Source organism: Duganella phyllosphaerae (genome assembly GCF_001758785.1).
In the GTDB taxonomy this organism is placed as follows: Bacteria; Pseudomonadota; Gammaproteobacteria; order Burkholderiales; family Burkholderiaceae_D; genus Rugamonas; species Rugamonas phyllosphaerae.
Window position 1 is genome coordinate 46,378 of record NZ_LROM01000090.1, and the last position, 22,801, is coordinate 69,178.

Annotated in this window: 22 protein-coding genes; 6 read left to right on the forward strand and 16 right to left on the reverse strand. The window is 62.7% G+C overall.

The annotated features are described in order from the left end of the window. Nucleotides 1–66 precede the first annotated feature (66 nt). From DUPY_RS14135 to DUPY_RS14175, 9 genes are all read right to left on the reverse strand, one after another. Entirely contained in the window at nt 67–1,122 is a 1,056-nt protein-coding gene (locus DUPY_RS14135) for an L-threonylcarbamoyladenylate synthase (protein ID WP_070249270.1), read from the reverse strand. 44 nt (nt 1,123–1,166) lie between these two features. After that, nucleotides 1,167–2,363, reverse strand: a complete 1,197-nt coding sequence (locus DUPY_RS14140) for a 5-(carboxyamino)imidazole ribonucleotide synthase (protein WP_070249038.1) — start codon at nt 2,361–2,363, stop codon at nt 1,167–1,169. A 6-nt stretch (nt 2,364–2,369) separates the two neighbouring features. Then, nucleotides 2,370–2,867 carry a 5-(carboxyamino)imidazole ribonucleotide mutase gene (purE, locus tag DUPY_RS14145; protein WP_070249039.1) on the reverse strand — a complete coding sequence of 166 codons (498 nt, stop codon included), beginning with the start codon at nt 2,865–2,867 and terminating at the stop codon, nt 2,370–2,372. A gap of 1 nt (nt 2,868) precedes the next feature. Beyond that, on the reverse strand, nt 2,869–3,765 hold the full coding sequence (locus DUPY_RS14150) for a phosphoribosylaminoimidazolesuccinocarboxamide synthase (protein ID WP_070249040.1): 897 nt from the start codon (nt 3,763–3,765) through the stop codon (nt 2,869–2,871). Between the two features lie 123 nt (nt 3,766–3,888). Then, nucleotides 3,889–4,953 carry a class II fructose-bisphosphate aldolase gene (gene fba, locus DUPY_RS14155; RefSeq protein ID WP_056137991.1) on the reverse strand — a complete coding sequence of 355 codons (1,065 nt, stop codon included), beginning with the start codon at nt 4,951–4,953 and terminating at the stop codon, nt 3,889–3,891. An 80-nt stretch (nt 4,954–5,033) separates the two neighbouring features. Then, entirely contained in the window at nt 5,034–6,488 is a 1,455-nt protein-coding gene (gene pyk / locus DUPY_RS14160) for a pyruvate kinase (protein ID WP_070249041.1), read from the reverse strand. A 211-nt stretch (nt 6,489–6,699) separates the two neighbouring features. Next, nucleotides 6,700–7,917, reverse strand: a complete 1,218-nt coding sequence (locus tag DUPY_RS14165) for a phosphoglycerate kinase (protein WP_084640716.1) — start codon at nt 7,915–7,917, stop codon at nt 6,700–6,702. A 92-nt stretch (nt 7,918–8,009) separates the two neighbouring features. Further along, on the reverse strand, nt 8,010–8,351 hold the full coding sequence (locus DUPY_RS14170; protein ID WP_070249043.1) for an AzlD domain-containing protein: 342 nt from the start codon (nt 8,349–8,351) through the stop codon (nt 8,010–8,012). Further along, nucleotides 8,348–9,091: an AzlC family ABC transporter permease gene (locus tag DUPY_RS14175; protein WP_070249044.1), complete on the reverse strand. Its 744-nt coding sequence runs from the start codon at nt 9,089–9,091 to the stop codon at nt 8,348–8,350. Before DUPY_RS14175 ends, DUPY_RS14170 begins: the two co-directional genes overlap by 4 nt. 135 nt (nt 9,092–9,226) lie before the next feature. On the opposite strand from DUPY_RS14175, the gene DUPY_RS14180 reads away from it, so the two are divergent. Genes DUPY_RS14180 through DUPY_RS14195 form a run of 4 tightly spaced genes read left to right on the forward strand, consistent with a single transcriptional unit; the run spans nt 9,227 to nt 11,463 of the window. Then, a complete protein-coding gene (locus DUPY_RS14180) occupies nt 9,227–9,430 on the forward strand; it encodes a zinc-finger domain-containing protein (RefSeq protein ID WP_019923798.1) in 204 nt (67 codons plus the stop codon). Nucleotides 9,431–9,447: 17 nt separating this feature from the next. Beyond that, on the forward strand, nt 9,448–9,876 hold the full coding sequence (locus DUPY_RS14185; protein WP_070249045.1) for a YybH family protein: 429 nt from the start codon (nt 9,448–9,450) through the stop codon (nt 9,874–9,876). 17 nt (nt 9,877–9,893) lie between these two features. Continuing rightward, the gene (locus tag DUPY_RS14190; RefSeq protein WP_070249046.1) at nt 9,894–10,877 is read left to right on the forward strand and encodes a YheT family hydrolase; all 984 of its coding nucleotides are present in this window, start codon (nt 9,894–9,896) and stop codon (nt 10,875–10,877) included. Further along, nucleotides 10,870–11,463: a DUF2946 family protein gene (locus DUPY_RS14195; RefSeq protein WP_070249047.1), complete on the forward strand. Its 594-nt coding sequence runs from the start codon at nt 10,870–10,872 to the stop codon at nt 11,461–11,463. The genes DUPY_RS14190 and DUPY_RS14195 overlap by 8 nt, the downstream gene beginning before the upstream one ends. Here the strand turns inward: DUPY_RS14195 and DUPY_RS14200 are convergent. After that, on the reverse strand, nt 11,438–13,147 hold the full coding sequence (locus tag DUPY_RS14200; protein ID WP_229255384.1) for a M48 family metalloprotease: 1,710 nt from the start codon (nt 13,145–13,147) through the stop codon (nt 11,438–11,440). The two genes, DUPY_RS14195 and DUPY_RS14200, sit on opposite strands and share 26 nt — an antisense overlap. Nucleotides 13,148–13,319: 172 nt before the next feature. Here DUPY_RS14200 and moaC point away from each other — a divergent pair, with 172 nt between their 5' ends. Then, nucleotides 13,320–13,820 carry a cyclic pyranopterin monophosphate synthase MoaC gene (moaC, locus tag DUPY_RS14205; protein ID WP_070249049.1) on the forward strand — a complete coding sequence of 167 codons (501 nt, stop codon included), beginning with the start codon at nt 13,320–13,322 and terminating at the stop codon, nt 13,818–13,820. Here moaC and DUPY_RS14210 read toward each other — a convergent pair. Beyond that, nucleotides 13,817–14,284: a cupin domain-containing protein gene (locus tag DUPY_RS14210; protein WP_070249050.1), complete on the reverse strand. Its 468-nt coding sequence runs from the start codon at nt 14,282–14,284 to the stop codon at nt 13,817–13,819. The two genes, moaC and DUPY_RS14210, sit on opposite strands and share 4 nt — an antisense overlap. 160 nt (nt 14,285–14,444) lie before the next feature. Here DUPY_RS14210 and DUPY_RS14215 point away from each other — a divergent pair, with 160 nt between their 5' ends. Further along, a complete protein-coding gene (locus tag DUPY_RS14215; RefSeq protein ID WP_070249051.1) occupies nt 14,445–17,630 on the forward strand; it encodes a glycoside hydrolase family 2 in 3,186 nt (1,061 codons plus the stop codon). A gap of 47 nt (nt 17,631–17,677) precedes the next feature. Here DUPY_RS14215 and DUPY_RS14220 read toward each other — a convergent pair whose 3' ends face one another. From DUPY_RS14220 to recA, 5 genes are all read right to left on the reverse strand, one after another. Next, nucleotides 17,678–18,166: a pilin gene (locus tag DUPY_RS14220; protein ID WP_275531537.1), complete on the reverse strand. Its 489-nt coding sequence runs from the start codon at nt 18,164–18,166 to the stop codon at nt 17,678–17,680. A gap of 233 nt (nt 18,167–18,399) precedes the next feature. Further along, nucleotides 18,400–19,281 carry a succinate--CoA ligase subunit alpha gene (sucD, locus tag DUPY_RS14225; protein ID WP_019923788.1) on the reverse strand — a complete coding sequence of 294 codons (882 nt, stop codon included), beginning with the start codon at nt 19,279–19,281 and terminating at the stop codon, nt 18,400–18,402. 13 nt (nt 19,282–19,294) lie between these two features. Further along, nucleotides 19,295–20,464, reverse strand: coding sequence for an ADP-forming succinate--CoA ligase subunit beta (gene sucC / locus DUPY_RS14230; protein ID WP_070249053.1), 1,170 nt, complete (start codon nt 20,462–20,464; stop codon nt 19,295–19,297). A 427-nt stretch (nt 20,465–20,891) separates the two neighbouring features. Further along, a complete protein-coding gene (gene recX, locus DUPY_RS14235; RefSeq protein WP_070249054.1) occupies nt 20,892–21,347 on the reverse strand; it encodes a recombination regulator RecX in 456 nt (151 codons plus the stop codon). Nucleotides 21,348–21,561: 214 nt separating this feature from the next. Then, nucleotides 21,562–22,656 (reverse strand): recombinase RecA, encoded by a 1,095-nt coding sequence (gene recA, locus DUPY_RS14240; RefSeq protein WP_070249055.1) that lies wholly within the window; start codon nt 22,654–22,656, stop codon nt 21,562–21,564. Nucleotides 22,657–22,801: the final 145 nt, after the last annotated feature.

Genomic DNA, 22,801 nt, shown 5'->3' on the forward strand with positions numbered 1-22,801 from the left:
GTAAAGGAACTCCAGCGTTGCTTTTCATCAAAAAAGTTGAACGCTGGAATACATAAAATCAGGAAACTATTCGCTCAAAAAACGCGCCAGGATGCCGGTCGAACCGAACACCGACCGTCGCAGGCGATCGTTCACGCCGAGCCAGTCGCTGCTTTGCGGCGGGGTCTCCACCAGGATCACATCGGCCTTGACCAGGTCCATCTCGCGCAGGGCGGCATAGATGCCGTAGGCATAGCCGACCGGCTCGGCCGGCAGCAGGCGCCGGCTGTCGCCCAGGTCAACCATAGCGTCACAGGCGTGACCAATCACCGCCACGCGAGCGCCCCTGGCCTGCAGTTGCGCCACCGTGTCGGCCAGCGCGGCGTGGGCCACCATGGTCACCGGCGTGCGCGGCGCGTAGTGCGATTCCAATGTGCCGGAGGCGCGCGGTGCGGCCTGGTCGGGCGCGGCCGGCAACAGGCCAATCACGTCGGCGATCTGCCGCGCGGTGATGTGGCCGGGACGCAGCAGCACCGGGCCGTGGGTGGCCAGGCGCGACAAATCGACGATGGTCGATTCGATGCCGACCTGGCTGGCGCCCCCTTCCAGCACCGTGACGTGCAAGCCGGCTGAACACGCCGGCTCGCCGCTGATCGAACCTTCCTCGACATCATCGAGATGGAATTCGTCGCGCACGTGTTGCGCGGTGGTGGGACTGACGTTGCCGAACTTGTTGGCCGAGGGCGCCGCCAGCCCTCCCCTGCCACCCTTGAAGGCGCTGAGCAAGGCGATCGCCACCGGGTGCGCCGGGCAGCGGATGCCCACCGTGTCCTGGCCGCCGGAGACGGCGTCCGGGATATGGCTGGCGCGCTTGAGGATCAACGTCAAGGGACCAGGCCAGAACGCAGCGACCAGCTGGCGCGCGGCGTCGGGAATGTCGGTGACCCAGTAATCGAGGTCGGCGCCGGGCGCCACGTGGACGATCACCGGGTGGTCGTTGGGGCGGCCTTTCGCTTGGTAGATGCGCGCCACCGCTGCCGGATTTTCGGCATCGGCGCCAAGGCCATAGACGGTCTCGGTGGGAAACGCCACCAGGCCGCCGGCCTCGAGTACGCGCGCAGCTGCCGCAATATCGGCATCCATCGCAGCGTCGTCGGCCACGGCAGCAGAGGCAGCGTTTACCGCAGTCACGGCGCGATACCCAGGATGTCGCAGGCAGCCAGCAATTGCTGCTGCGCCTGGTCCAGGGTGGCAGCCACGAAGGTCAGGTGGCCCATCTTGCGCGCGCGGCGCGGGTCGTCCTTGCCGTACAAATGCAGGCAGGCGCCCGGCAGCGCCAGCACCTGGTCCCAGGCCGGCTCACGCACATCGTCACTATCACCGTCGAACCAGAGGTCACCGAGTATGTTGAGCATGACCGCCGGCGAATGCTGGCGCACGTCGCCGAGCGGCAGACGCGCCATGGCCCGCACTTGCTGCGCGAACTGGCTGGTGATGCAGGCGTCCATCGTGTAATGGCCGCTGTTGTGCGGACGCGGCGCCATTTCGTTGACCACCAGCGAGCCGTCGGTCAGCACGAAGAACTCGATGCACAGCACGCCCACGTAGCCAAGCTCGGCCACAATGGCTTGCGCCGCCTGCTGGGCCTTGACAGCACTCTCGGCCGACACGTTCGGGCCCGGCACGGTGGTGGTCAACAGGATGCCGTCGCGGTGGACGTTTTCAGCGATCGGGTAGACCACCGATGCGCCGTCGTGACCGCGCGCAGTCAGCACCGACACCTCGTACGCCAGCGGCAGCATTTTTTCCAGCAGGCAGGTCACCTGCCCCATCTCGGCAAACGCGGCGCGCACGTCATCGCGCGACTTCACCCGCACCTGGCCCTTGCCGTCGTAACCCATGCGCACGGTTTTCAGGATGCCGGGCAGCAGGTCGTCGGCAATCGCGGCGATGTCGTCTTCACTGGCGATCACCTTGTGCGGCGCCGGCAGCACGCCGGACTTGTCCGCGCAATCGACAAAGAAACGCTTCTCGGCAATGCGGTCCTGCGCCACCGATACGCCGTGGGCGTTCGGCGCAACAAACACGGTCTGCGCCAGGCGCGACAGGCTGTCGGCCGGGACGTTTTCGAACTCGGTGGTCACGGCCAGGCATTGCGCGGCCAGTGCGTCGAGGCCGACGGCATCGCTGTAGCCGGCGTTGACCAGGCGCTGGGCCACTTGTCCGGCCGGGCAGGACTCGGACGGTTCGAGCACGGCCACCTGGTAGCCCATGCTCTGAGCGGCGTGGGCGAACATGCGGCCAAGCTGGCCGCCGCCCATCACCCCCAGCCAGGCTGGCGGGTTGGCGGCGGGCAGCAGGGGAAGATCTTTAGAGTGACTCATTATTTCCTACAGCGGCAATGTCATGGCCTTGGCGGCGTCGGTTTGCGAAACGCGGAACGCTTCGAGCTGGTCGGCCAGCGCGTCGTCGGTGGCGGCGATCATGGCCACGGCTGTGAGCGCCGCATTGGCAGCGCCGGCTTCGCCGATGGCAAAGGTGGACACCGGCACGCCTTTCGGCATCTGCACGATCGACAGCAGCGAATCCTCGCCCCGCAGGTACTTCGACGGCACCGGCACGCCCAGCACCGGCACGATGGTCATGGCAGCCACCATGCCCGGCAAGTGGGCGGCGCCACCGGCGCCGGCGATGATCGCGCGCAGCCCGCGCGCACGCGCGCTCCTGGCGTACGCAACCATCTCGTCGGGCATGCGGTGGGCGGAAATGACCTGCGCCTCGAACGGCACGCCAAACTGCTTGAGGATGGCAACCGCGTTCTGCATCACGTCCCAGTCCGAAGACGAGCCCATGATGACGCCGACCAGTGGCTTAACTTGATCGGTCATCTTATGCCTTCAGCTTTGCGCCGGTCAGGCGCTCGATGGCCTCGAAATACTTGGCCTGGGTTTTTTCGATGACGTCGGCCGGCAGTGCCGGCGCTGGCGCGGTCTTGCCCCAGTCGGTCAGGGTTTCCAGGTAGTCGCGCACGAACTGCTTGTCGAACGACGGTGGCGAGATGCCCACCGCGTACGAGTCCGCTGGCCAAAAGCGCGAGGAGTCGGCCGTCAGCACTTCGTCCATCAAGTGCATCACACCATCGTCGTCGAGACCGAACTCGAACTTGGTGTCGGCAATGATGATGCCGCGCGTGGCGGCGTACTCGGCAGCGGCCGTGTACAGCTTGATGCTGACATCGCGCATCCTGGCAGCCAGGTCGGCGCCAATGCGGCTTTCCATGTCGGCAAAGCTGATGTTTTCGTCGTGCTCGCCCAGGTCGGCCTTGGCCGCCGGGGTAAACAACGGCTCGGGCAGCTTCTCGGCCTGTTGCAGACCCTCGGGCAAGGTGATGCCGCAGATGGCGCCCGTGGCCTGGTAATCTTTCCAGCCCGAACCGATGATGTAGCCGCGCACCACGGCTTCGACCATGATCGGTTTCAAGCGCTTGGCCACGACTGCGCGGCCCTTCACTTGGTCCACTTCGTCGGCGGAGACCACGGACTCGGGCGCTACGCCGGTCAGGTGGTTCGGCACGATGTGGCCCAGCTTCTCGAACCAGAAATCGCTCATCTGGTTCAGTACCATGCCCTTGCCGGGTATCGGTTCATTCATCACGACATCGAAGGCGGACAGGCGGTCGGTGGTGACGATCAGGATCTTGTCGTCGCCAACGGCGTAGTTGTCGCGGACTTTGCCGTGACCGAGCAGTGGCAGGGAGGTAATGGAAGACTGGTAGAGGGCGTTCATAGCTTGGAGTGTGTTGTTAAAAGCAAAACTGTAAAAGCGAAACCGTAAAAGCGAAACCGGCGGAAAGCAATGCTCTCCGCCGGTCGAGAACTCACGGGTCAGTGTCCCGTTGCAGACAGGATTTTACTTCACAATTTGCGACAGCTCGCCGGCCTTGTAACGCTCGGCCATTTTTTCCAGCGATACTTGCTTGATTTTCGACGCTTGGCCGGCGCAGCCGAACGCTTCGAAACGGGCGCGCACAACTTGCTCGGCAGCCAGACGGGCAGGCTTCAGGTAGTCGCGTGGATCGAATTTCGACGGGTTCTGGAACATGAACTGGCGGATCGCCGCAGTCATGGCCAGGCGGATGTCGGTGTCGATATTGATCTTGCGAACGCCGTGACGGATGCCTTCCTGGATTTCTTCGACCGGCACGCCGTAGGTCTCTTTCATGTCACCGCCGAATTCGCGGATGATGGCCAGCAGCTCTTGCGGCACCGACGACGAACCGTGCATCACCAGGTGGGTGTTGGGGATACGCGCGTGGATTTCCTTGATGCGGTCGATCGCCAGGATGTCGCCGGTTGGCTTGCGGGTGAACTTGTAGGCGCCGTGCGAGGTGCCGATGGCGATTGCCAGCGCGTCGCACTGGGTTTGCTTGACGAAGTCGGCCGCTTGGTCGACGTCGGTCAGCAGCTGTTCGCGGGTCATGGTGCCGTCGGCGCCGTGGCCGTCTTCCTTGTCGCCCTTCATGGTTTCCAGCGAACCCAGCACACCGAGTTCGGCTTCGACGGTCACGCCGATCGAGTGCGAGAATTTCACCACTTCGCGCGAGACAGCAACGTTGTATTCATACGACGCGACCGACTTGCCGTCCGCTTCGAGCGAACCGTCCATCATCACCGACGAGAAGCCGGAGCGGATCGCGGCCATGCAGATCGCCGGCGACTGGCCGTGATCCTGGTGCATCACGACCGGGATGTGCGGATACGCCTCGATGGCGGCGTCGATCAGGTGGCGCAGGAACGCTTCGCCGGCGTATTTGCGGGCGCCAGCCGAGGCTTGCATGATGACCGGGCTGTCGAGCGCGTCGGCAGCAGCCATGATGGCTTGCACTTGTTCCAGATTGTTGACGTTGAAGGCAGGAATGCCGTAACCATTTTCAGCAGCATGGTCCAGCAGTTGACGCATCGATACGAGGGACATGGTATGTACTCCAAACAATTAAAAAAAAGAACCTTGCCGGAGCATCACCACGCCCGCTCGCGCGGGCATGGCCTCCGGACTTACTTATTAACGACCTGACCGACCTTGACGATCCGCAGCGCATTGGTGCCGCCGGCATAACCCATGCGCGAACCCCAGGTCACCACGATGATGTCGTCTTTCTTGACGATGCCGCGCGCCACCAGCAGCTCTTCGGCCTGGCGCATCACGGTAGCGCTGTCGCCGGCCTGGGCCAGGTTGAACGCCTTGACGTTGCGGTACAGCGACGCCTTGCGCTCGGTGAGCACGCTCGGCGTCAATGCATAGATCGGCGTGTCGATATTGTGACGGCTCATCCACAGCGCGGTGGAACCGGACTCGGTCAGCGCCACAATGGCTTTGACTTCCAGGTGGTGCGCGGTAAACAGCGCCGCGTACGCGATCGACTGGTCGATGCGGGTAAAGGTGGCGTTGAGGAAGTCGGCGTCGAGCTTGTTGTACTCGGACTGCTCGGCTTCCACGCAAATGGCTGCCATCATTTCCACGGTTTCGATCGGGTAACGGCCCGAGGCGGTTTCCGCCGAGGTCATCACCGCATCGGTGCCGTCGAGCACCGCGTTGGCCACGTCCGATACTTCGGCACGGGTGGGCACGGCGTTGAAAATCATCGATTCCATCATCTGCGTGGCGGTGATGGCCAGCTTGTTCGATTCGCGCGCCATGCGGATCATGCGCTTTTGCAGCGCCGGCACCGCCGCGTTGCCCACCTCGACCGCCAGGTCGCCACGGGCAACCATGATGCCGTCGGAGGCGTCGAGAATTTCTTGCAGTACTGGAATGGCTTCGGCACGCTCGATCTTGGCGATCATCATCGGCTTGTGGCCGTAAGGCTCACCGGCGATATTGGCCAGCGTGCGCGCCATTTCCATGTCGGTCGAGCTTTTCGGGAACGAGATCGCCAGGTAATCGCACTGGAAGCTCATCGCAGTCTTGATGTCTTCCATGTCCTTGGCGGTCAGCGCCGGTGCGGTCAGGCCGCCACCCTGGCGGTTGATGCCCTTGTTGTTCGACAGCTCGCCGCCGATCTTGACGGTGGTGTAGATCTCGCTGCCGATCACTTTATCGACCACCAGCACGATCAGGCCATCGTTGAGCAGCAGCTTGTCATCGGGACGCACGTCCTGGGGCAAGGCCTTGTAGTCGAGGCCCACGCGGTCCTGGTTGCCCAGTTCGCCGTTCTCGCCCCACTTGGCGTCCAGGATGAACTTGTCGCCGTTGACCAGTTCGATCTTGCTGTTCTCAAATTTGCCGACACGAATCTTCGGTCCCTGCATGTCCGCCATGATCGCCACTTCGCGGCCGCATTCGGCAGCCGCTTCACGCACCAGCCGTGCGCGGTCGATATGGTCCTGCGCCTTGCCGTGCGAGAAGTTCAGGCGAACGACATCGACGCCGGCGCGGATCATCTTGACCAGGACGTCGAAATCAGTCGATGCTGGGCCGATGGTGGCGACAATTTTGGTGCTACGGGACATAGTATTCCTTGAGCGAGAAGGTCATGCGGACAGCTTCCGCGCAGCGCGGAAGCCAGGAAAATGCTGCGTCATCGACAACAAATGTAGCCAGACTACAAAACTTTGTAGCATTTTTACAAAAATCATCGTTAAACACTGACATGACAGCGATTTTACTGGTAAATCACTACACGCACGACCGTGCTATTTACTAATCTTTGAGCCAAAAACATTATTGCGCTGCAGCGCGCTGGGTCAGAATTTCGACCGCAGGCAGGGTCTTGCCTTCCAGGAATTCCAGGAACGCGCCACCACCGGTGGAGATGTAACCGATCTTGTCGGTGATGTCGTACTTGGCGATTGCGGCCAGCGTGTCGCCACCGCCGGCAATCGAAAACGCCTTCGAGGCAGCGATCGCCAGCGCCAGCGTCTTGGTGCCTTCGCCAAACTGGTCAAACTCGAATACGCCGACCGGGCCGTTCCAGACGATGGTGCCGGCAGCGGCAATTTGATCGGCCAGCATGGCCGAGGTTTTCGGGCCGATGTCGAGGATCATGTCGTCGTCGGCTACGTCGGCCACGTCCTTGACGGTGGCCGCTGCGGTTGGCGAGAATTCCTTGGCGCAGACCACGTCCACCGGAATCGGCACGGTGGCGCCGCGCTTGGCCATGATCTCGATGATGGCCTTGGCTTCTTCCACCAGCTCGTTTTCCACCAGCGACTTGCCGATGTTCAGGCCGGTAGCCTTCATGAACGTGTTGGCGATGCCGCCACCGACGATCAGGTTGTCCACCTTGTCGGCCAGCGCTTTCAAAATCGACAGCTTGGACGACACCTTGGAGCCGGCCACAATGGCCAGCAGCGGACGGGCCGGGGCGCCCAGCGCCTTGCCCAGTGCGTCGAGTTCGGCGGCCAGCAGCGGACCGGCGGCAGCCACCGGCGCGAACTTGGCGATGCCGTGGGTGGAGGCTTCCGCGCGGTGGGCGGTGCCGAACGCGTCGTTGACGTAGATGTCGCACAGCTGGGCCATTTTCTGGGCCAGTTCGTCGGCATTCTTCTTTTCACCCTTGTTGACGCGGACGTTTTCCAGCAGCACCACCTGGCCGGCCTGCAAGCCTTCGAGGCCGGCGCCGTCCACCCAGTTCTGCTTCAGTTCAACCGGCTGGCCCAGCAGCTCGGACAGGCGCGCGGCGACCGGCGCCAGGCTGTCTTCCGCTTTGAATTCGCCTTCGGTCGGACGACCGAGGTGGGATGTGACCATCACTTTGGCGCCAGCGGCAGCGGCGGCGCGAATGGCCGGCACGGAAGCGCGGATGCGCGTATCTTCGGTGATATTGCCCGCATCATCCTGCGGCACGTTCAAGTCGGCGCGGATGAACACGCGCTTGCCCTGCAGGGCATTTTGGTCGATAAGATCTTGCAGACGGATGAAGTTCAAAACAGCGGACATGGCGACCCATTGGTTGAGTGATAAGAAGGCGCTATTCTACCGCAAGGCCGGCGTGATTTAATTGTTATTGAAATACAGGAACAGGCCCTGCTTCAAGCAACAAATGAAGATCCTGCGAGCCGTAACGCCGTGAAACAAACCATGCCGAAAACAATGGTTTCCAGCATATTGCGACGCAGCAAATAATAGATTGTCGCCGCGATACCGGAGAGCAATTTGATATTGCTCAAGTCAAAAACGATATGGCCGGCAGGCGACAGCAGCAGGTCGGGGCCGATGATGGCCGCCAGTGCGCACGCGGGCGCGTAGCGCAACATATCCTGCACCCGTTTCGGAATATTGATGTGGTGACCGATCAGCCACAGCGAGCTGCGCGCGGTGGCGGTGGCCAGCACCAGCGCGCCGATCACGATCCAGATCTCGAGACCGGTCATGGCGCCCTCCGCAGCCTGGCCATGACGCTCTCGACCAGCATGGCAGCCGCCATGCCCGCCACCACCGCCACGAGCAAGCCGAGCTTGTACGGCAGAGCAAACGCCGCCACCGCCACCGCGCCGGCCACCAGCACGCCGCACAGCGCCGGCACGCCAACGATCAGCGGGATCATCACGCACACGATGGCCAGCGTGCCGGCAAAGCCCAGGCCCCATTCGGGCGGCACGGCGCTACCCAAAAAGATGCCGATGATGGACCCGACCTGCCAGGCCGACCAGTTTGGATAAATCAGGCCTTTTAAATAGGACAGCTTGCCGTCCTGCGGGTCGGTCGTCGGATACTTCTGCAGGAACAGGGCCACGGCCAGGTCGCCCGAGACGTAGCCGAGCATCAGGCGCTGGCGCCACGGCAGGTGGGCAAAGTGCGGCGCCAGCAAGGCGGAGAAGATCACGAAACGCAGGTTGACCACCACGGCGGTGAGAAAGATCACCGAGATCGGCGCGCCGGTGGCGATCAGCGGCAATGCCGCCAGTTGCGCCGAACCGGCAAACACCAGCAGCGTCATGGCCAGCGCCTGCGGCACCGTCAGGCCCGACTTGACCATGGCAATGCCCACCACCAGGCCCCAGGCGGCGATGCCGAACAGGGTGGGCATGCCGGTGCGCACGGCTTCGCGCCAGGCCTGCGGGTGGTGGCGGTCCATGGCGTTCAAGGTAGGCGAACTGCGAGGGTCGGTCATGAAGAAGATTGTGGCATTCCTGCCACATGGCAGGGCTCGCCGGGAATGGAGAGGCGCTATTTTACCGATGATTTTTGCTGGTTGCGCGAATCCGTTAAAATCGTGGTTTTCCTTTGCCTTCGGAGCCCGCATAACATGACCGCCAACACCACCAACGCAGCCGCCGCAGTTGAACTCGACGGCAAAGACCTGCCGGCGCACTGCCCCAACCCGGCCATGCCGCTGTGGTCGTCGCACCCGCGCGTGTTCCTCGAATTTGACCACCACGGCACCGCCAAGTGCCCGTACTGCGGCACCGCCTATCGCCTGAAGCCCGGCACCGTCGTCGGCCACCACTAATCTCCGGACGCAGCCGCATGCCAACCAAACGTGTCAAACAGATGAACGGCAGCGCTGCCGAAACCGAGACCGCGTTCTACGACGCCCTCAACCGGGCCGACGTCGACGCCCTGATGGCCCTGTGGGCCGATGACGACGAGATCGTCTGCATCCACCCGGGCGGCCAGCGCCTGATCGGCCACGCCGCGATCCGCACCGCGTGGGAAGCGATCCTGGCCCAGGGGGGCCTGCAGATCATGCCGTCGCAATTGCACGAAACCCATACCTTGATGAGTTCGGTGCACACGGTGGTGGAAGGCACCACCGCCGCCAGCGGCGAGCCGGCCCACCTGCTCGCCACCAACGTCTACAGCAAAACCCCGCGCGGCTGGCGCATCGTGCTGCACCACGTCTCGATCGCGCCGGGCGCGGCGCCGGTCGATCCGCAGGCGCAAATCCTGCACTGACTCTGCAATAATAGACAGTGGAATATTCGTCGCCGTTCTGGCTGCCCAGCGGCCACCTGCAAACCATCTATCCCGCCAAGTGCATCGCCAAGCCGGCGGTGCGGTACCGGCGCGAGCGCTGGGATGCGCCGGACGGCGACTTCATCGATATCGATTTCGTCGATGGCCGGCCGGGCCAGCCGATGGTCGTGCTATTCCACGGCCTGGAAGGCTCGTCTGACAGCCACTACGCGCGGTCGCTGATGGCTGCCGTGGCCGCGCGCGGCTGGTCGGGCGCCGTGCCGCATTTTCGCGGCTGCTCGGGCGAAGCCAACCGCGCGCCGCGCTTTTACCACTCGGGCGACGCTGCCGAGGTGGACTGGATCGTGCGCAAGCTGCACGCGCGCCACTGCGGAAAATTCTACGCGGTCGGCGTCTCGCTGGGCGGCAACGCCCTGTTGCGCTGGCTCGGCGAATCGCAGCACCAGGCCGATTTTATCGATGCCGCCTGCTCGGTATCGGCGCCGCTAGACCTGGCGCAAGGCGGCGCCTCGCTCTCGCGCGGCTTCAACATGGTGTACACGCGCATGTTTTTGCAGACACTGAAACCCAAGTGCATCGCCAAGCTCGAGCACTTCCCCGGCCTGTTCGACCTGGACGCCCTGCACGCCGCCCGTGACCTGTACGCCTTCGACAACGTCGTCACCGCGCCGCTGCACGGCTACCGCGACACCAACGACTACTGGGACCGCGCCAGCGCCAAGCACGTCCTGACCGACATCACCGTGCCCACCCTAGTGCTCAACGCGAAAAACGATCCATTCCTGCCCGGGCGCCACCTGCCGCAACGTGCGGCGTCCAATGTGGTGCTCGAGTATCCTGATCACGGTGGCCACGTGGGCTTTGCCGTGGGCCGCCTGCCCGGCAAGCTGGACTGGCTGCCACGGCGCCTGCTCCATTTCCTCGACAGCGCCAGCGATCAACCGGGCAAACTACAGGACGGACAACTAAAACATGGATGACATCGTCAAGCAGGCCCTGGCCAAGTGGCCCGACGTTCCCAACTGCTACGGCTGGCTGGCGCTCGACGCGCGCGGCCACTGGCGCATGCGCGACGAGCGCGCCCAACACCTCGACCTGCCCGGCGACAAGCTCACCAATCCCGCCCTGGTCGGCTTCATCAACCGCAACTACGCCGCCGACGAGCGCGGCTGCTGGTATTTCCAGAACGGTCCGCAACGCGTGTACGTGCAACTGCAAGCGGCGCCGTACATCGTGCGCACCGATCCGGCCGCCGGCTGGCTGCTGCACACGGGCGCAGCCATGCCTGCCATCGAGGCGGTAGCGCTGACCGAGACCGGCGCCCTGCTACTGGTGGGGGAAGATGTGATTGCACAACTGGACGACCGCGACTTCGCCCAAGTGCTGCCGCGCCTGCACTTGCACGGCGCGCCGGTGGGCGACGATGCCCTGCTGGCATGGCTGGACGCGCCAGGCGCGCGATTGACCTTCGCCGACGGCGAACGTCATATCGACGTCGAACGCGTGGCTGCCGACCGGTTGCAGCAGCGGTTCGGCTTTGTCAGCGTGCCCAGCTCTCCGGCGTAGCGTCGGATTTTTGACGCAGTCGCTCGAACGGATCGGTGCTCTGGCGCAGCCGGCCGGACGGATCGGTCCACTCCCTGTCGGCGCTGTTGCCCAAACCGCCGGTACTGTTGGCGCCACCGTTGACACTGCTGTTGTTGCCGCTGCGTAGCTCCGCCTTGAAGGCCGGCTGTAACGCCAGGTCTTTCTTGGCCTTGTCCCCCATCGCCTCGCGCTGGCGCGCCTGCCAGTCGCGCTCGCGCGCGTCGATCAGCGCCTGGTCGTAAAACGAGGCATCGGACGCCTTGCGCGCATAGCCGAGCTGCTCCAGCGCCGACAGGGTGCCACCTTGCAGCATGTACGACTCGGCCAAAGCGATGTGCTGCAAAGCGATCTTGCCCTGCTTGGAATACACCTGCGCCAGGTAATCGAACACTTCCGGCTCCTCGCGGTAAAGCAGGGCCTGGTCGCGCAGGTAGGCGGCAGCATCGTCGTACTTGCCGGCGGCGATCATGGCCTCGGCGTACAGGTGCGACACCGTGCGCGACAGCGGGAACTTCTGCTGCGCCGCCTTGGCTTCTTCCAGGCCCTTGGCGATGGAATCGTGGTCGTCGGACTTGCCCAGCTTGATCTCGATCGAGGTGGTGACAAAAATCGCGTCCGACGCCGGCTTGGGCGCAGCGCTGAAGGTGCCGGGCGGCGGCGCCTTGTTGAAGGTGCCGCGCGCCTTGTCCAGCCACACCTGGGCATTGGCGGGGTCGCCATTCTTGAGCGACCAGAACGCCATGCCGTACTGGCCGGCCGTCAGCTGCAGGCGGTTTTCCTGCTTCATCTGTTCTTCGAAAAACTGTTTAGCTTCGGCCATCGCCTGCGAACCCTGTGCCTGCAACACGCGCGCGCGCGAGCGCACCAGGTAAAAATCGAGGCTGTCGGCACGCTGCTTGTACGGCTGGTCGCGGATGCGCGCCTGGATGTCGGCGATGCGCTCGGTGGTGAGCGGGTGGGTTTGCAGGTAGGCCGGCACCAGGTCACTGTAATTGCGCGTGGCCGACTGCATGCGCTGGAAGAACGCCACCATGCCGGTGGTGTCATAGCCGGCCTCGCCCATGATCTGGAAACCGATGCGGTCGGCCTCGCGCTCGGCCTCGCGGCCAAAATTGAGCTGGCGCTGGATGGCCAGTCCCTGCCCGCCCATGAACACGCCGATGGCCGCATCGCCACCGGCGCGCGACGCCAGCGCCGCCAGGATCATCGCTGCCAGCGGGATCAGCGCATCCTGCTTTTGCTGGCCGATCGAGCGCGCAATGTGGCGCTGCGCCACGTGGCCGATCTCGTGGCCGAGCACGGACGCGAGCTCCGACTCGGACTGCGCCGCCAGCAGCAAGCCCGAGTGCACGGCAATGAAACCGCCGGGCAGCGCGAACGCGTTCAACTGGGGATCGCGCACCGCGAAGAAATAATAGTCGTAATTGGCCTCGCCGCGTGCGCCGGGACGCGCCGCCACCAGCGCATTACCAAAATTGTTCAGGTATTCAAGGATGGGGCCGTCGTCGAGGAAATCGCGGTCGCGGCGGATGTCGCGCATGATTTCCTCGCCAATCTTGCGCTCCGAAATGGGCGACAAATCCTGGCGCTCGGTGTCGCCGAGCGCGGGCAAATTGGGGATTTTTGCGGGCGCGAGCGCATTTTGCGCGATGGCCATCGGCATCGCGATCAACAAAGCCGCAGCCACCATGCGCACACGCAGGGGACGGCGGGACTCACTGGCAGGGGGGCGGTGTTTTGAATTCACGGTGCTATGATACCCGCAACCGGGGCCTTGGCGCACCACGCGCTCCCCTTTGATCACCTTGTTGCCACTTTCCTATCCGCACCTTTCCATGACCGATAACCTCCCTCCAGCCGACCACCTGACCCACTTCGACGCCAGCGGCCAGGCCCACATGGTCGACGTGGGCGCCAAGGCGCAAACCCACCGCATTGCCGTCGCTTCCGGCACGATCCGCATGAAGCCGGAAACCCTGGCCATCATCATGGACGGCACCGCAAAAAAAGGCGACGTGCTGGGCATCGCCCGCATCGCCGCCATCATGGCCGCCAAGCGCACCAGCGACCTGATCCCCCTGTGCCACCCGCTGGCGCTCACCCGCGTGGCGGTCGATTTCGAGACCGACGCAGCCAACGCCAGCGTGCACTGCAAGGCGCAAGTGGAAACCTTCGGCAAGACCGGGGTGGAAATGGAAGCGCTGAGCGCCGTGCAGATCGGACTGCTGACCGTGTACGACATGTGCAAGGCGGTGGACCGGGGCATGGTGATGGGCGAGATCCGGGTGATGGAAAAGCACGGCGGCAAGTCGGGGGATTGGAGTGTGACGAGCTAGTCCGGGTAAGGGCTCGACGCGGGCTGGCCAGCCAGGTCGGTCCAGATGTCGTCCGGCAGTGAGCGGTCGCGCAGGCAAACCCGGTCGTGCTCGGGATAGGTAATGCGGTCGACCGGGGCGCGGGTGCCGACCACCAGGCAACGTGTGGGCGAAGCACTGCGGTTCTCCAGGCAATGTCCGACGGCGACGCCGGCCTTGAAGGTCGCAGTATCACCTGTACGCATCAGTGTCTCGGCCGGCCCTTCGATGACCATGATTTCACCATCAAGCACGTAGACCATCTCGTCTTCGGCGCTGTGCCAATGCCTGATCGACGATCTGCTGCCAGGCTGAAGCACCTCGACGAAGGCGCCGAACTGCGACAGTTCGCCCACCTCGCTGATCCAGCGTCGTTGATTCGGTTCCATGGAGCCTGCCGCCGGGTCGCTTTCGGTCAACAGTTGATCGGGCGTGAAGACAGGCATGGATGGGACTCCTTGATAACGTCAACAATGGCAGCGATGGCTGATTGTAACAACAAGCATCACCCTGCATGACGTAATCATGGCGTTGAGAATTGCCGCCACACCTGTCCGCGCCCGGCTTCGAAGTGATAGTTTCCTTAATCTCCAAGGAAACCATCGCATGCAAATGAAAAACATACCCTGGCTGGTGCTGTGGTTATTCGTCCTGGCCTTGTTCGGCCAGGCCAGCGCCGCCGATATCGTCCCGGCCAAAGACCCCGCCTGGTCGCAGTCCCTCAACGGCAACTGGTCGTTCAAATACCTGCCCTCTCTCGACGCCGGCGCCGATGCGCAGTTCACCGCGCCCGGTTTCGACGTCTCGCGCTGGCAGACCATCCCCGTGCCGGCCAACTGGGAGCTGCACGGCCATGCCGAGCCTTCCTATGGTGACGATCTCAGGGATGGCCTCGGCTTGTATCGGCGTACGTTCACGGTGCCGAAAAGCTGGCAAGGCCGGCGTACCTTCCTGCGCTTCGACGGCGTGGCGTTCGGCTACCAGGTGTGGGTCAACGGCAAGCTGGCTGGCACGTCATCGGCCAGCGCGTTCAATCGCCATACTTTCGATGTCACCGATATGCTGCAAGACCAGAATACGGTGGCCGTGCGCGTGACCACCAAGCCGCTCGGTTACGAGTTCGATCTCAACGATGACTGGTCGCTGTCGGGCATTTATCGCGACGTGACCTTGGTCTCGCTGCCAGCCGTGCACGTGCAGGACTTGAGCACCAGCACTGTCCTGCAAGGCAAAGACGCCCTGCTCGCGGTCAAGGTGCAACTGAGCGCGCCGAGCGCGGCGGTACATGCCGAACTGTTCGATACGCAAGGTAAGCGAGTAGCGCGGCAGGTACTCACCAACCTCGGCACGACAATACGCATCGAGCGGCCGCAACTCTGGAGCGCCGAAACGCCAACGCTGTACCGCCTGGTCCTCACCGTGACGCAGCAGGGCAAACCCATCCAGACCGTCGAACAGCGCGTGGGCCTACGCGACGTCAAGGTCGCTGGCAAGCTGCTGCTGGTCAACGGCAAGCCGGTCAAGCTGCGTGGCGTCAATCACCACGATCTCGATCCCGTCACCGGCCGTGCCGTGACCGGGGCGCAGATGCGGCAAGACCTGGCGCTGATGAAGCAAGGTAATGTCAATTATGTACGCACCTCGCACTACCCGCCCCATCCACGCCTGCTCGAACTGTGCGACGAACTGGGCTTTTATGTAATGGACGAAGTGGCCATCGGCCACGGTGAAAAGAACCTCGACAATCCTGCCTACCGCGACAACATCCTGGCCCGCGCCCGCGCGACCGTGATGCGTGACAAGAACCATGCGTCGGTGATTATCTGGAGCATCGGCAACGAGAATCCGATCAACGAGTTCGAGATGGACGCCGGCCGGCTGGTCAAGCAGCTCGATCCCACCCGGCCGATCACGCTGCCCAAGATCGGCAGTTACTTTGCCAAAAACTACGCGCGCATCCCGGCTTTCGTCGACCTGTATTCGCCGCATTACCCGAGCAACGATACCCTGGCAGGCTACGCCGACAAGCTCACGCGCCCGACCATCCTGACCGAGTACGCGCATGGCCTGGGCCTGGCCAGCGACCGCATCCAGGACCAGTGGGCGCTGCTGCAAGCCAACCCGGTGTTCGCGGGCGGCTCGCTGTGGCACTTCCACGACCAGGGCTTGCTGCGTCGCCGGGCAACGCCGGTCGATCCCGATCAGCCGACCCAATACGCGTGGCGCGCCCCCCACCAGTACTACGATACCCACGGCCTCGACGGCGCCGACGGCCTGGTCTATGCCGACCGCACGCCGCAGGTCGATTTCTGGCAGATGCGCAAGGTGTATGCACCGGTCCAGTTCGTCGAGCGCACGGCGCGGGTGGCACCTGGTCGGCAACGCATCGCCGTCACGCTGGAAAACCGCTACGACTTCCGCAGCCTGCGCGGCGTCACGTTGCACTGGGCCTTGCAACAGAACGGCGTGACACGCCAGCAAGGCAAAGAGGCGCTGTCGGCTCCAGCACGCGCTACGGAAGCGACCGCCATCGCGGTGGACATTCCGGCACCGGCCGCATCGCTCACCGACGTGCTGGTCTTGCAGTTGCGCGCGGTGGACGAGCACGGCACGCAAATCAACGAGCGCAGCTTGCACCTGCTGCGCGCGGAACCGGCACAATTCAACTGGACGGCCACTCCTGTGGATCCTGTGGCCTCTGTGACTCCTGCTGCTGCTCTTGCTGCTACTGCTACTTCTGCTACTTCTGCTGCCCCTGGTATTGCTGTCACTCCTGCTCCTCATTCGCCGATACTGGCCGAGGATGCGGACGCAACTTCCGTCACGACCGCGCAATGGATCTTGACCGTGCAGCGCGAAACCGGCGCACTGGCGATCCGCGACCGCGCCGGCCGGGTGCTGGTCGATGGCATCGTGCCGCATGGCGGACGCCGGTTCACCATGGCCGAGGCGCTGGGCGCGAAAAAATCGGGGACCTGGCCGGTGTCGATCCTGGAACAGGCCGACCAGCCCGTGATCAAGGCGGAGCGGCTGGGCGAGCGGGTGCGGCTGTCGGTACACGCGACTTACCGCCTGCCGGTACCCGCTGCGCTGGCAGAGGCGGCGCCGAAAGGCGCAGCCGCTCAGCCGGATGATCTGCTGCCCGCAGGCGAGGCCAACCACATCGCCAGCCCAGGCCGACCAGGTAGGCCAGGCAACAATGGCGGCGCCGCAGTCGCCAGCGAGCAAGGCCTGGTCGGCGGCTACACGCTCGAGATCGACGGCAAGAGCGCGATCGCCGTCAGCTATGCGTATCGGCCGCTGGCGCCTGGCGCCATCGTCTCGGAGGCGGGTTTGTCGCTGGTGGCGCCGGCAGGCATGGCCGAGTTCCGCTGGGTGGGGCAAGGGCCGTATGCCGGCTACCCGGGCAAGGATCAACTGAACGAATTCGGCATCTACCACCTGAACCGCGCCGACCTCCGCTTCCAGGGCAACCGGCGCCAGACCGAACTGGCGGTGCTGTCGGACGCCGTTGGCATCGGCTTTGCGCTGGCGCTGCCGGCAGCCGATGTGGCGGTGGAGCGCCACGGCGCACGCACGCTGCTCAGTCACAACGCGGTGATTGGAGGCTTGGGGAATAAGGGAACCCAGCCGGAAACCGTTGTCGCGCTGGACAAGGTGGGGGAAATCTCCGGCCGGTTCCTGCTGCTGCCGCTGGGTGGCGCCTGGCCCCAGGCCTTGCAAGGCTGGCTAGGTGCGCCGGGTGCGGCGGGGGAAGTGTTAAAACCGTTCTGGCACAGCTACGATCAATAGTAAAAGCAGAGTGGGCGCATGCCCGACTCCGCTCTATGTATCACTTATCAGCTCGCTGGCTTGTTGTTTTTCTTCAGCGCTTCGACTGCGGCTGCATTGTCGGTCGTGGTCGCGTCGGTATCCACGGTCCACGTGAGGCTGGTTGCGCCTGCGGCGACCACTGGCGTAAAGGTCACTTTCTTGTCCTTGAGTCCGGAGCCTACGCCATCGGCCAGCACGAGCGTGATGGTGCCACCGGTCACGGAACCGGAAGCGACTTCCTTCGTCGCCGTCACGGTCGGTACGCCGTTCGAGCCGGACGTGCAATCGGTCACCACGCCGCCAGCTTCCTGTGCGCACAGCGCCACGGCGGTCTTGGTGGCGTCGGCTGCCGACATGACGTTGGCGATCTTGGCCTTGACCGTGTAATTGCTGTAAGCAGGAATGGCCACCGCAGCCAGGATGCCGATAATGGCCACCACGATCATCAGTTCGATCAGGGTAAAGCCGGCTTGTGCCTGCGATTTCATGGATTTCATGGACTTGAGGGATTTCATGGTTGCGTCTCCGGGGTTGAGATGGGTCAGTGTCACACCTGAGATATCGCAATAGCTGTGCCAGCTCTGCGCCGGGGCAAACCGCGCCTCGGCAGCGCGAGAACTGCCGTTTTTTGTCAGTCGCGCCAGCGCGATTTGTCAGCGCTGACAATTTTCGTCAGCTCATCATGAGCCCAATAATGACAAAAGGGAGCGCAAGGCTCCCTTTTGTTATCGTGCGATCAAGCTGGCTATTACAGCATGGCTTTCAGCAGACGCGCCATTTCCGACGGGTTCTTGGTGACGGTGATGCCGCAAGCTTCCATGATTTCCAGTTTGGCTTGTGCGGTATCGGCGCCGCCGGAGATCAGCGCGCCGGCGTGGCCCATGCGCTTGCCCGGAGGAGCGGTGACACCGGCGATGAAGCCGACCACTGGCTTTTTCATGTTGTCTTTGATCCAATAAGCCGCGTTGGCTTCGTCAGGACCACCGATTTCGCCGATCATGATGACCGCGTCGGTATCAGGATCGTCGTTGAACATCTTCATGACGTCGATGTGCTTCAGACCGTTGATCGGGTCACCGCCGATGCCGACTGCCGACGATTGGCCCAGGCCCAGTGCGGTCAGCTGACCGACTGCTTCGTAGGTCAACGTGCCCGAACGCGACACCACGCCGATACGGCCCTTCTTGTGGATGTGACCTGGCATGATGCCGATCTTGATTTCGTCAGGGGTGATCAGGCCTGGGCAGTTAGGGCCCAGCAGCAGGGTTTTCGAACCGGCTTTGGCCATGCGGTCTTTCAGCGCCATCATGTCGCGCACTGGAATGCCTTCGGTAATGCAAATTGCCAGGTCCAGCTCGGCTTCTACGGCTTCCCAGATCGCGGCAGCTGCGCCTGCTGGTGGTACGTAGATTACCGACACGTTGGCGCCGGTTTCTTTTTTCGCTTCTGCAACGTTAGCGAAAATTGGAATGCCTTCGAAGTCTTCGCCGGCTTTCTTTGGGTTCACGCCTGCGACGAAGGCATTTTTGCCGTTCGCGTAGTCGCGGCAACCGCGGGTGTGGAACTGGCCGGTCTTGCCGGTGATCCCTTGGGTGACAACTTTGGTATCTTTATTGATCAGAATGGACATGTTGATTCCTTAATTAAGCTTGACCGGCAGCAGCTGCAACAACGCTCTTGGCTGCTTCTTCCATGGTGTCGGCTGCGATGATCGGCAGACCGGAATCGGCCAGCATCTTCTTGCCCAGGTCTTCGTTGGTGCCCTTCATGCGCACCACCAGTGGCACGTTCAGCGATACGGCTTTGACTGCGGTGATCACGCCTTCGGCGATGACGTCGCAACGCATGATGCCGCCGAAGATGTTCACCAGGATGGCTTTCAAGCCTGGGTTTTTCAGCATGATCTTGAACGCTTCGGTGACTTTCTCGGCCGTGGCGCCACCGCCGACGTCGAGGAAGTTGGCCGGCTCGCCGCCGAACAGCTTGATGGTGTCCATGGTGGCCATGGCCAGGCCGGCGCCGTTGACCAGGCAGCCGATGTTACCGTCGAGCGAGATGTAAGCCAGGTCGAATTTCGAGGCTTCCACTTCAGCTGGATCTTCTTCGTCCAGGTCGCGGTAAGCGACGATTTCTGGTTGACGGAACAGTGCGTTGGCGTCGAAGTTGAACTTGGCGTCCAGGGCGATAACCTTGCCCGAACCGGTCAGGATCAGTGGGTTGATTTCGGCCAGCGACGAGTCGGTTTCCCAGTAGGCTTTGTACAGGCCTTGCAGGTTGGTGACAGCGTCAGGGATCGAAGCTTCTGGTACGCCGATCTTGGCAGCGATGCCGGCAGCTTCAGCGTCGGTCAGGCCAACCGATGGGTCGATGGCGATCGAGTGCAGCAGTTCTGGATGCGATTCAGCCACTTCTTCGATGTCCATGCCGCCTTCCGACGAGGCCATCAGGACAACGCGCTGCGATACGCGGTCGGTGACCAGCGATACGTACAGTTCTTTCTTGATGTCCGCGCCTTCTTCGATCAGCAGGCGACGTACTTTTTGGCCTTCTGGACCGGTCTGGTGCGTGATCAGCTGCATGCCCAGGATTTGCTCGGCGTATTCTTTGACTTGTTCCAGCGATTTTGCGACCTTGACGCCGCCGCCTTTACCACGGCCACCGGCGTGGATTTGTGCTTTTACAACCCAGACCGGGCCGCCCAAGGTTTCAGCAGCTTTCACTGCCTCGTCGACGGACAGGCACGGAATACCGCGTGGTACCGTCACTCCGTATTTCCGGAGGATTTCTTTGCCTTGATACTCATGGATCTTCATGCTGGCTTCCCTTCTGATGCTGATGTGTAAAAATCGATTAAGACTGCGGAATAGTGTGGTGCTTGGGTAAAACTATGGCCCGGTCGCTATTGAAGCCAGCGGCAAGGCAAATCGGGGGGTGCAATGAGGGGGGTGGTCCACCATGGCGTGTACACGCTGAGGCGGCGATCGCGCGCGTGCGGAACGCACGACGAGAAACAGGAATCGACAATGACATAAGATGAATACCGCTTGCGCGGCATGAATTTTAGTTAGCAGCCTATGTATCCGTAGCTTCTACGGACAACCACCGCACCCACGGTGCTGCAAAAACCGTAAAAGTGTAGCACACACCAGACCGAGTTGATACGTGTCAAACGCCATCTGGCCGTAAACCGTTGGCGGTGACGAGGGTATTCATAGGTATTCACCAACTAAATATCGGCAATCACTGGTCGAAATCGGCAGTACCCTTCATGGCGGTGCGGATGGCGCGCTGGGAGAAGCCGCGTTGCAGCAGGAAGCGCATTTGCTTGTTGCGTTGCTCGGGATCGGTGGCGACCTCGCCGAACTTGCGTTCCCAGATCTCGCAACAGCGCGCGGTCTCGGTGTCGGCCAGGCTTTCCTTGAATCCTTGCAGCGCCTCGCCCTGCACGCCGTGGCTTTGCAGCTCGGCCATGATGCGGGCGTTGCCGAAACGGGCAGAACGACGGTGGATCAGCGATTCGGAAAAACGTTCCTGCGACAGCCAGTTGTTCTTTTCGAGCAGGTCGAGCAAGGCGTCGACGTCGTCGGTGTCTTCGGCGTAACGCGAGAGTTTGCGCGACAGTTCGAGACGGCTGTGTTCGCGCTGGGAGAGGTAGCGCAGGGCGCGGCCTTTGAGGCTGAGGGGGGGACGGGGCATGGTGGGACCTCTGGACTTTGAGGCGAGTGTACGGATGCTATGAAATACAGACACCGCACCGTTAGCCGGAGAACCGTCATCCCCGCGAAAGCGGGGATCCATACTGAGCGTGCGTTCTATGGATCCCCGCGTACGCGAGGGTGACAGGTATCAGGGCGCGGGCGCTTTGCGTTAAAGGCCGACGTGATAAAACGGCCAACCCGCCTCCATGAACTTACGCAGCGTCAGCTTCGCCTTTGGCAGGCTTGAGCTTGACCACGGTCTCTGGCTTTTCAGCGGCCAGCGGTGGCAGTGAACGAACGCCCAGCGATTCACGCACGCGGTTTTCGATTTCCCACGCCAGTTGCGGGCGCTCTTGCAGGAAGATGCGGGCATTGTCCTTGCCCTGGCCGACGCGCTCGCCGTTGTAGCTGTACCACGAACCGGACTTCTCGACGATCTTCGCTTCCACGCCCAGGTCGAGGATTTCGCCTTCGCGCGAAGTGCCTGCGCCGTACAGGATGTCGAAGTGCGCTTCCTTGAACGGTGGCGCGATCTTGTTCTTGACGACCTTGACCTTGGTTTCGTTACCGATCACCTCGTCGCCGGACTTGATCGAGCCGGTGCGGCGGATGTCCAGGCGCACGGACGCGTAGAACTTCAGTGCGTTACCGCCGGTGGTGGTCTCCGGGCTGCCGAACATCACGCCGATCTTCATGCGGATCTGGTTGATGAAGATGACCAGGGTGTTGGTGCGGTTGATCGAGCCGGTGAGCTTGCGCAGTGCCTGCGACATCAAGCGTGCCTGCAGACCTGGCAGCGAGTCGCCCATGTCGCCTTCGATCTCGGCGCGTGGCGTCAATGCAGCCACGGAGTCGATCACGACCATGTCCACGGAACCGGAACGCACCAGGGCGTCGCAGATTTCCAGTGCCTGTTCGCCGGTGTCCGGCTGCGAGATCAGCAGGTCGCTCAGGTTGACGCCCAGCTTTTGCGCGTAGGTGACGTCCAGCGCGTGCTCGGCGTCGATGAACGCGCAGGTGCCGCCCAGTTTTTGCATTTCCGCGATGGTTTGCAAGGTGAGCGTGGTTTTACCCGAGGATTCAGGGCCGTAGATTTCCACCACGCGGCCGCGCGGCAGGCCGCCCACGCCCAGCGCCACGTCCAGGCCCAGCGAACCGGTGGACACGACCTGTACTTCTTCGATCGGCGCACTGGCATCCATGCGCATGACGGAACCTTTGCCGAACTGCTTCTCAATCTGTGCCAGCGCGGCGGCCAGCGCCTTGGCTTTCTCGGATGCGGGTACTACAGCTTTTTTATCGTCCATAATGTGCTTTCAACCAGTTGGTGGTGACAATTTGTCGGTACAGGTAGTACTGTATAAAAAAACAGTGATAAGCGCAAGCGCGATTTGATTGAAATGTCGATTAATTTTGTTGCCAGCCCCGGCCGGTGCAAAAATTCGCCAGCAA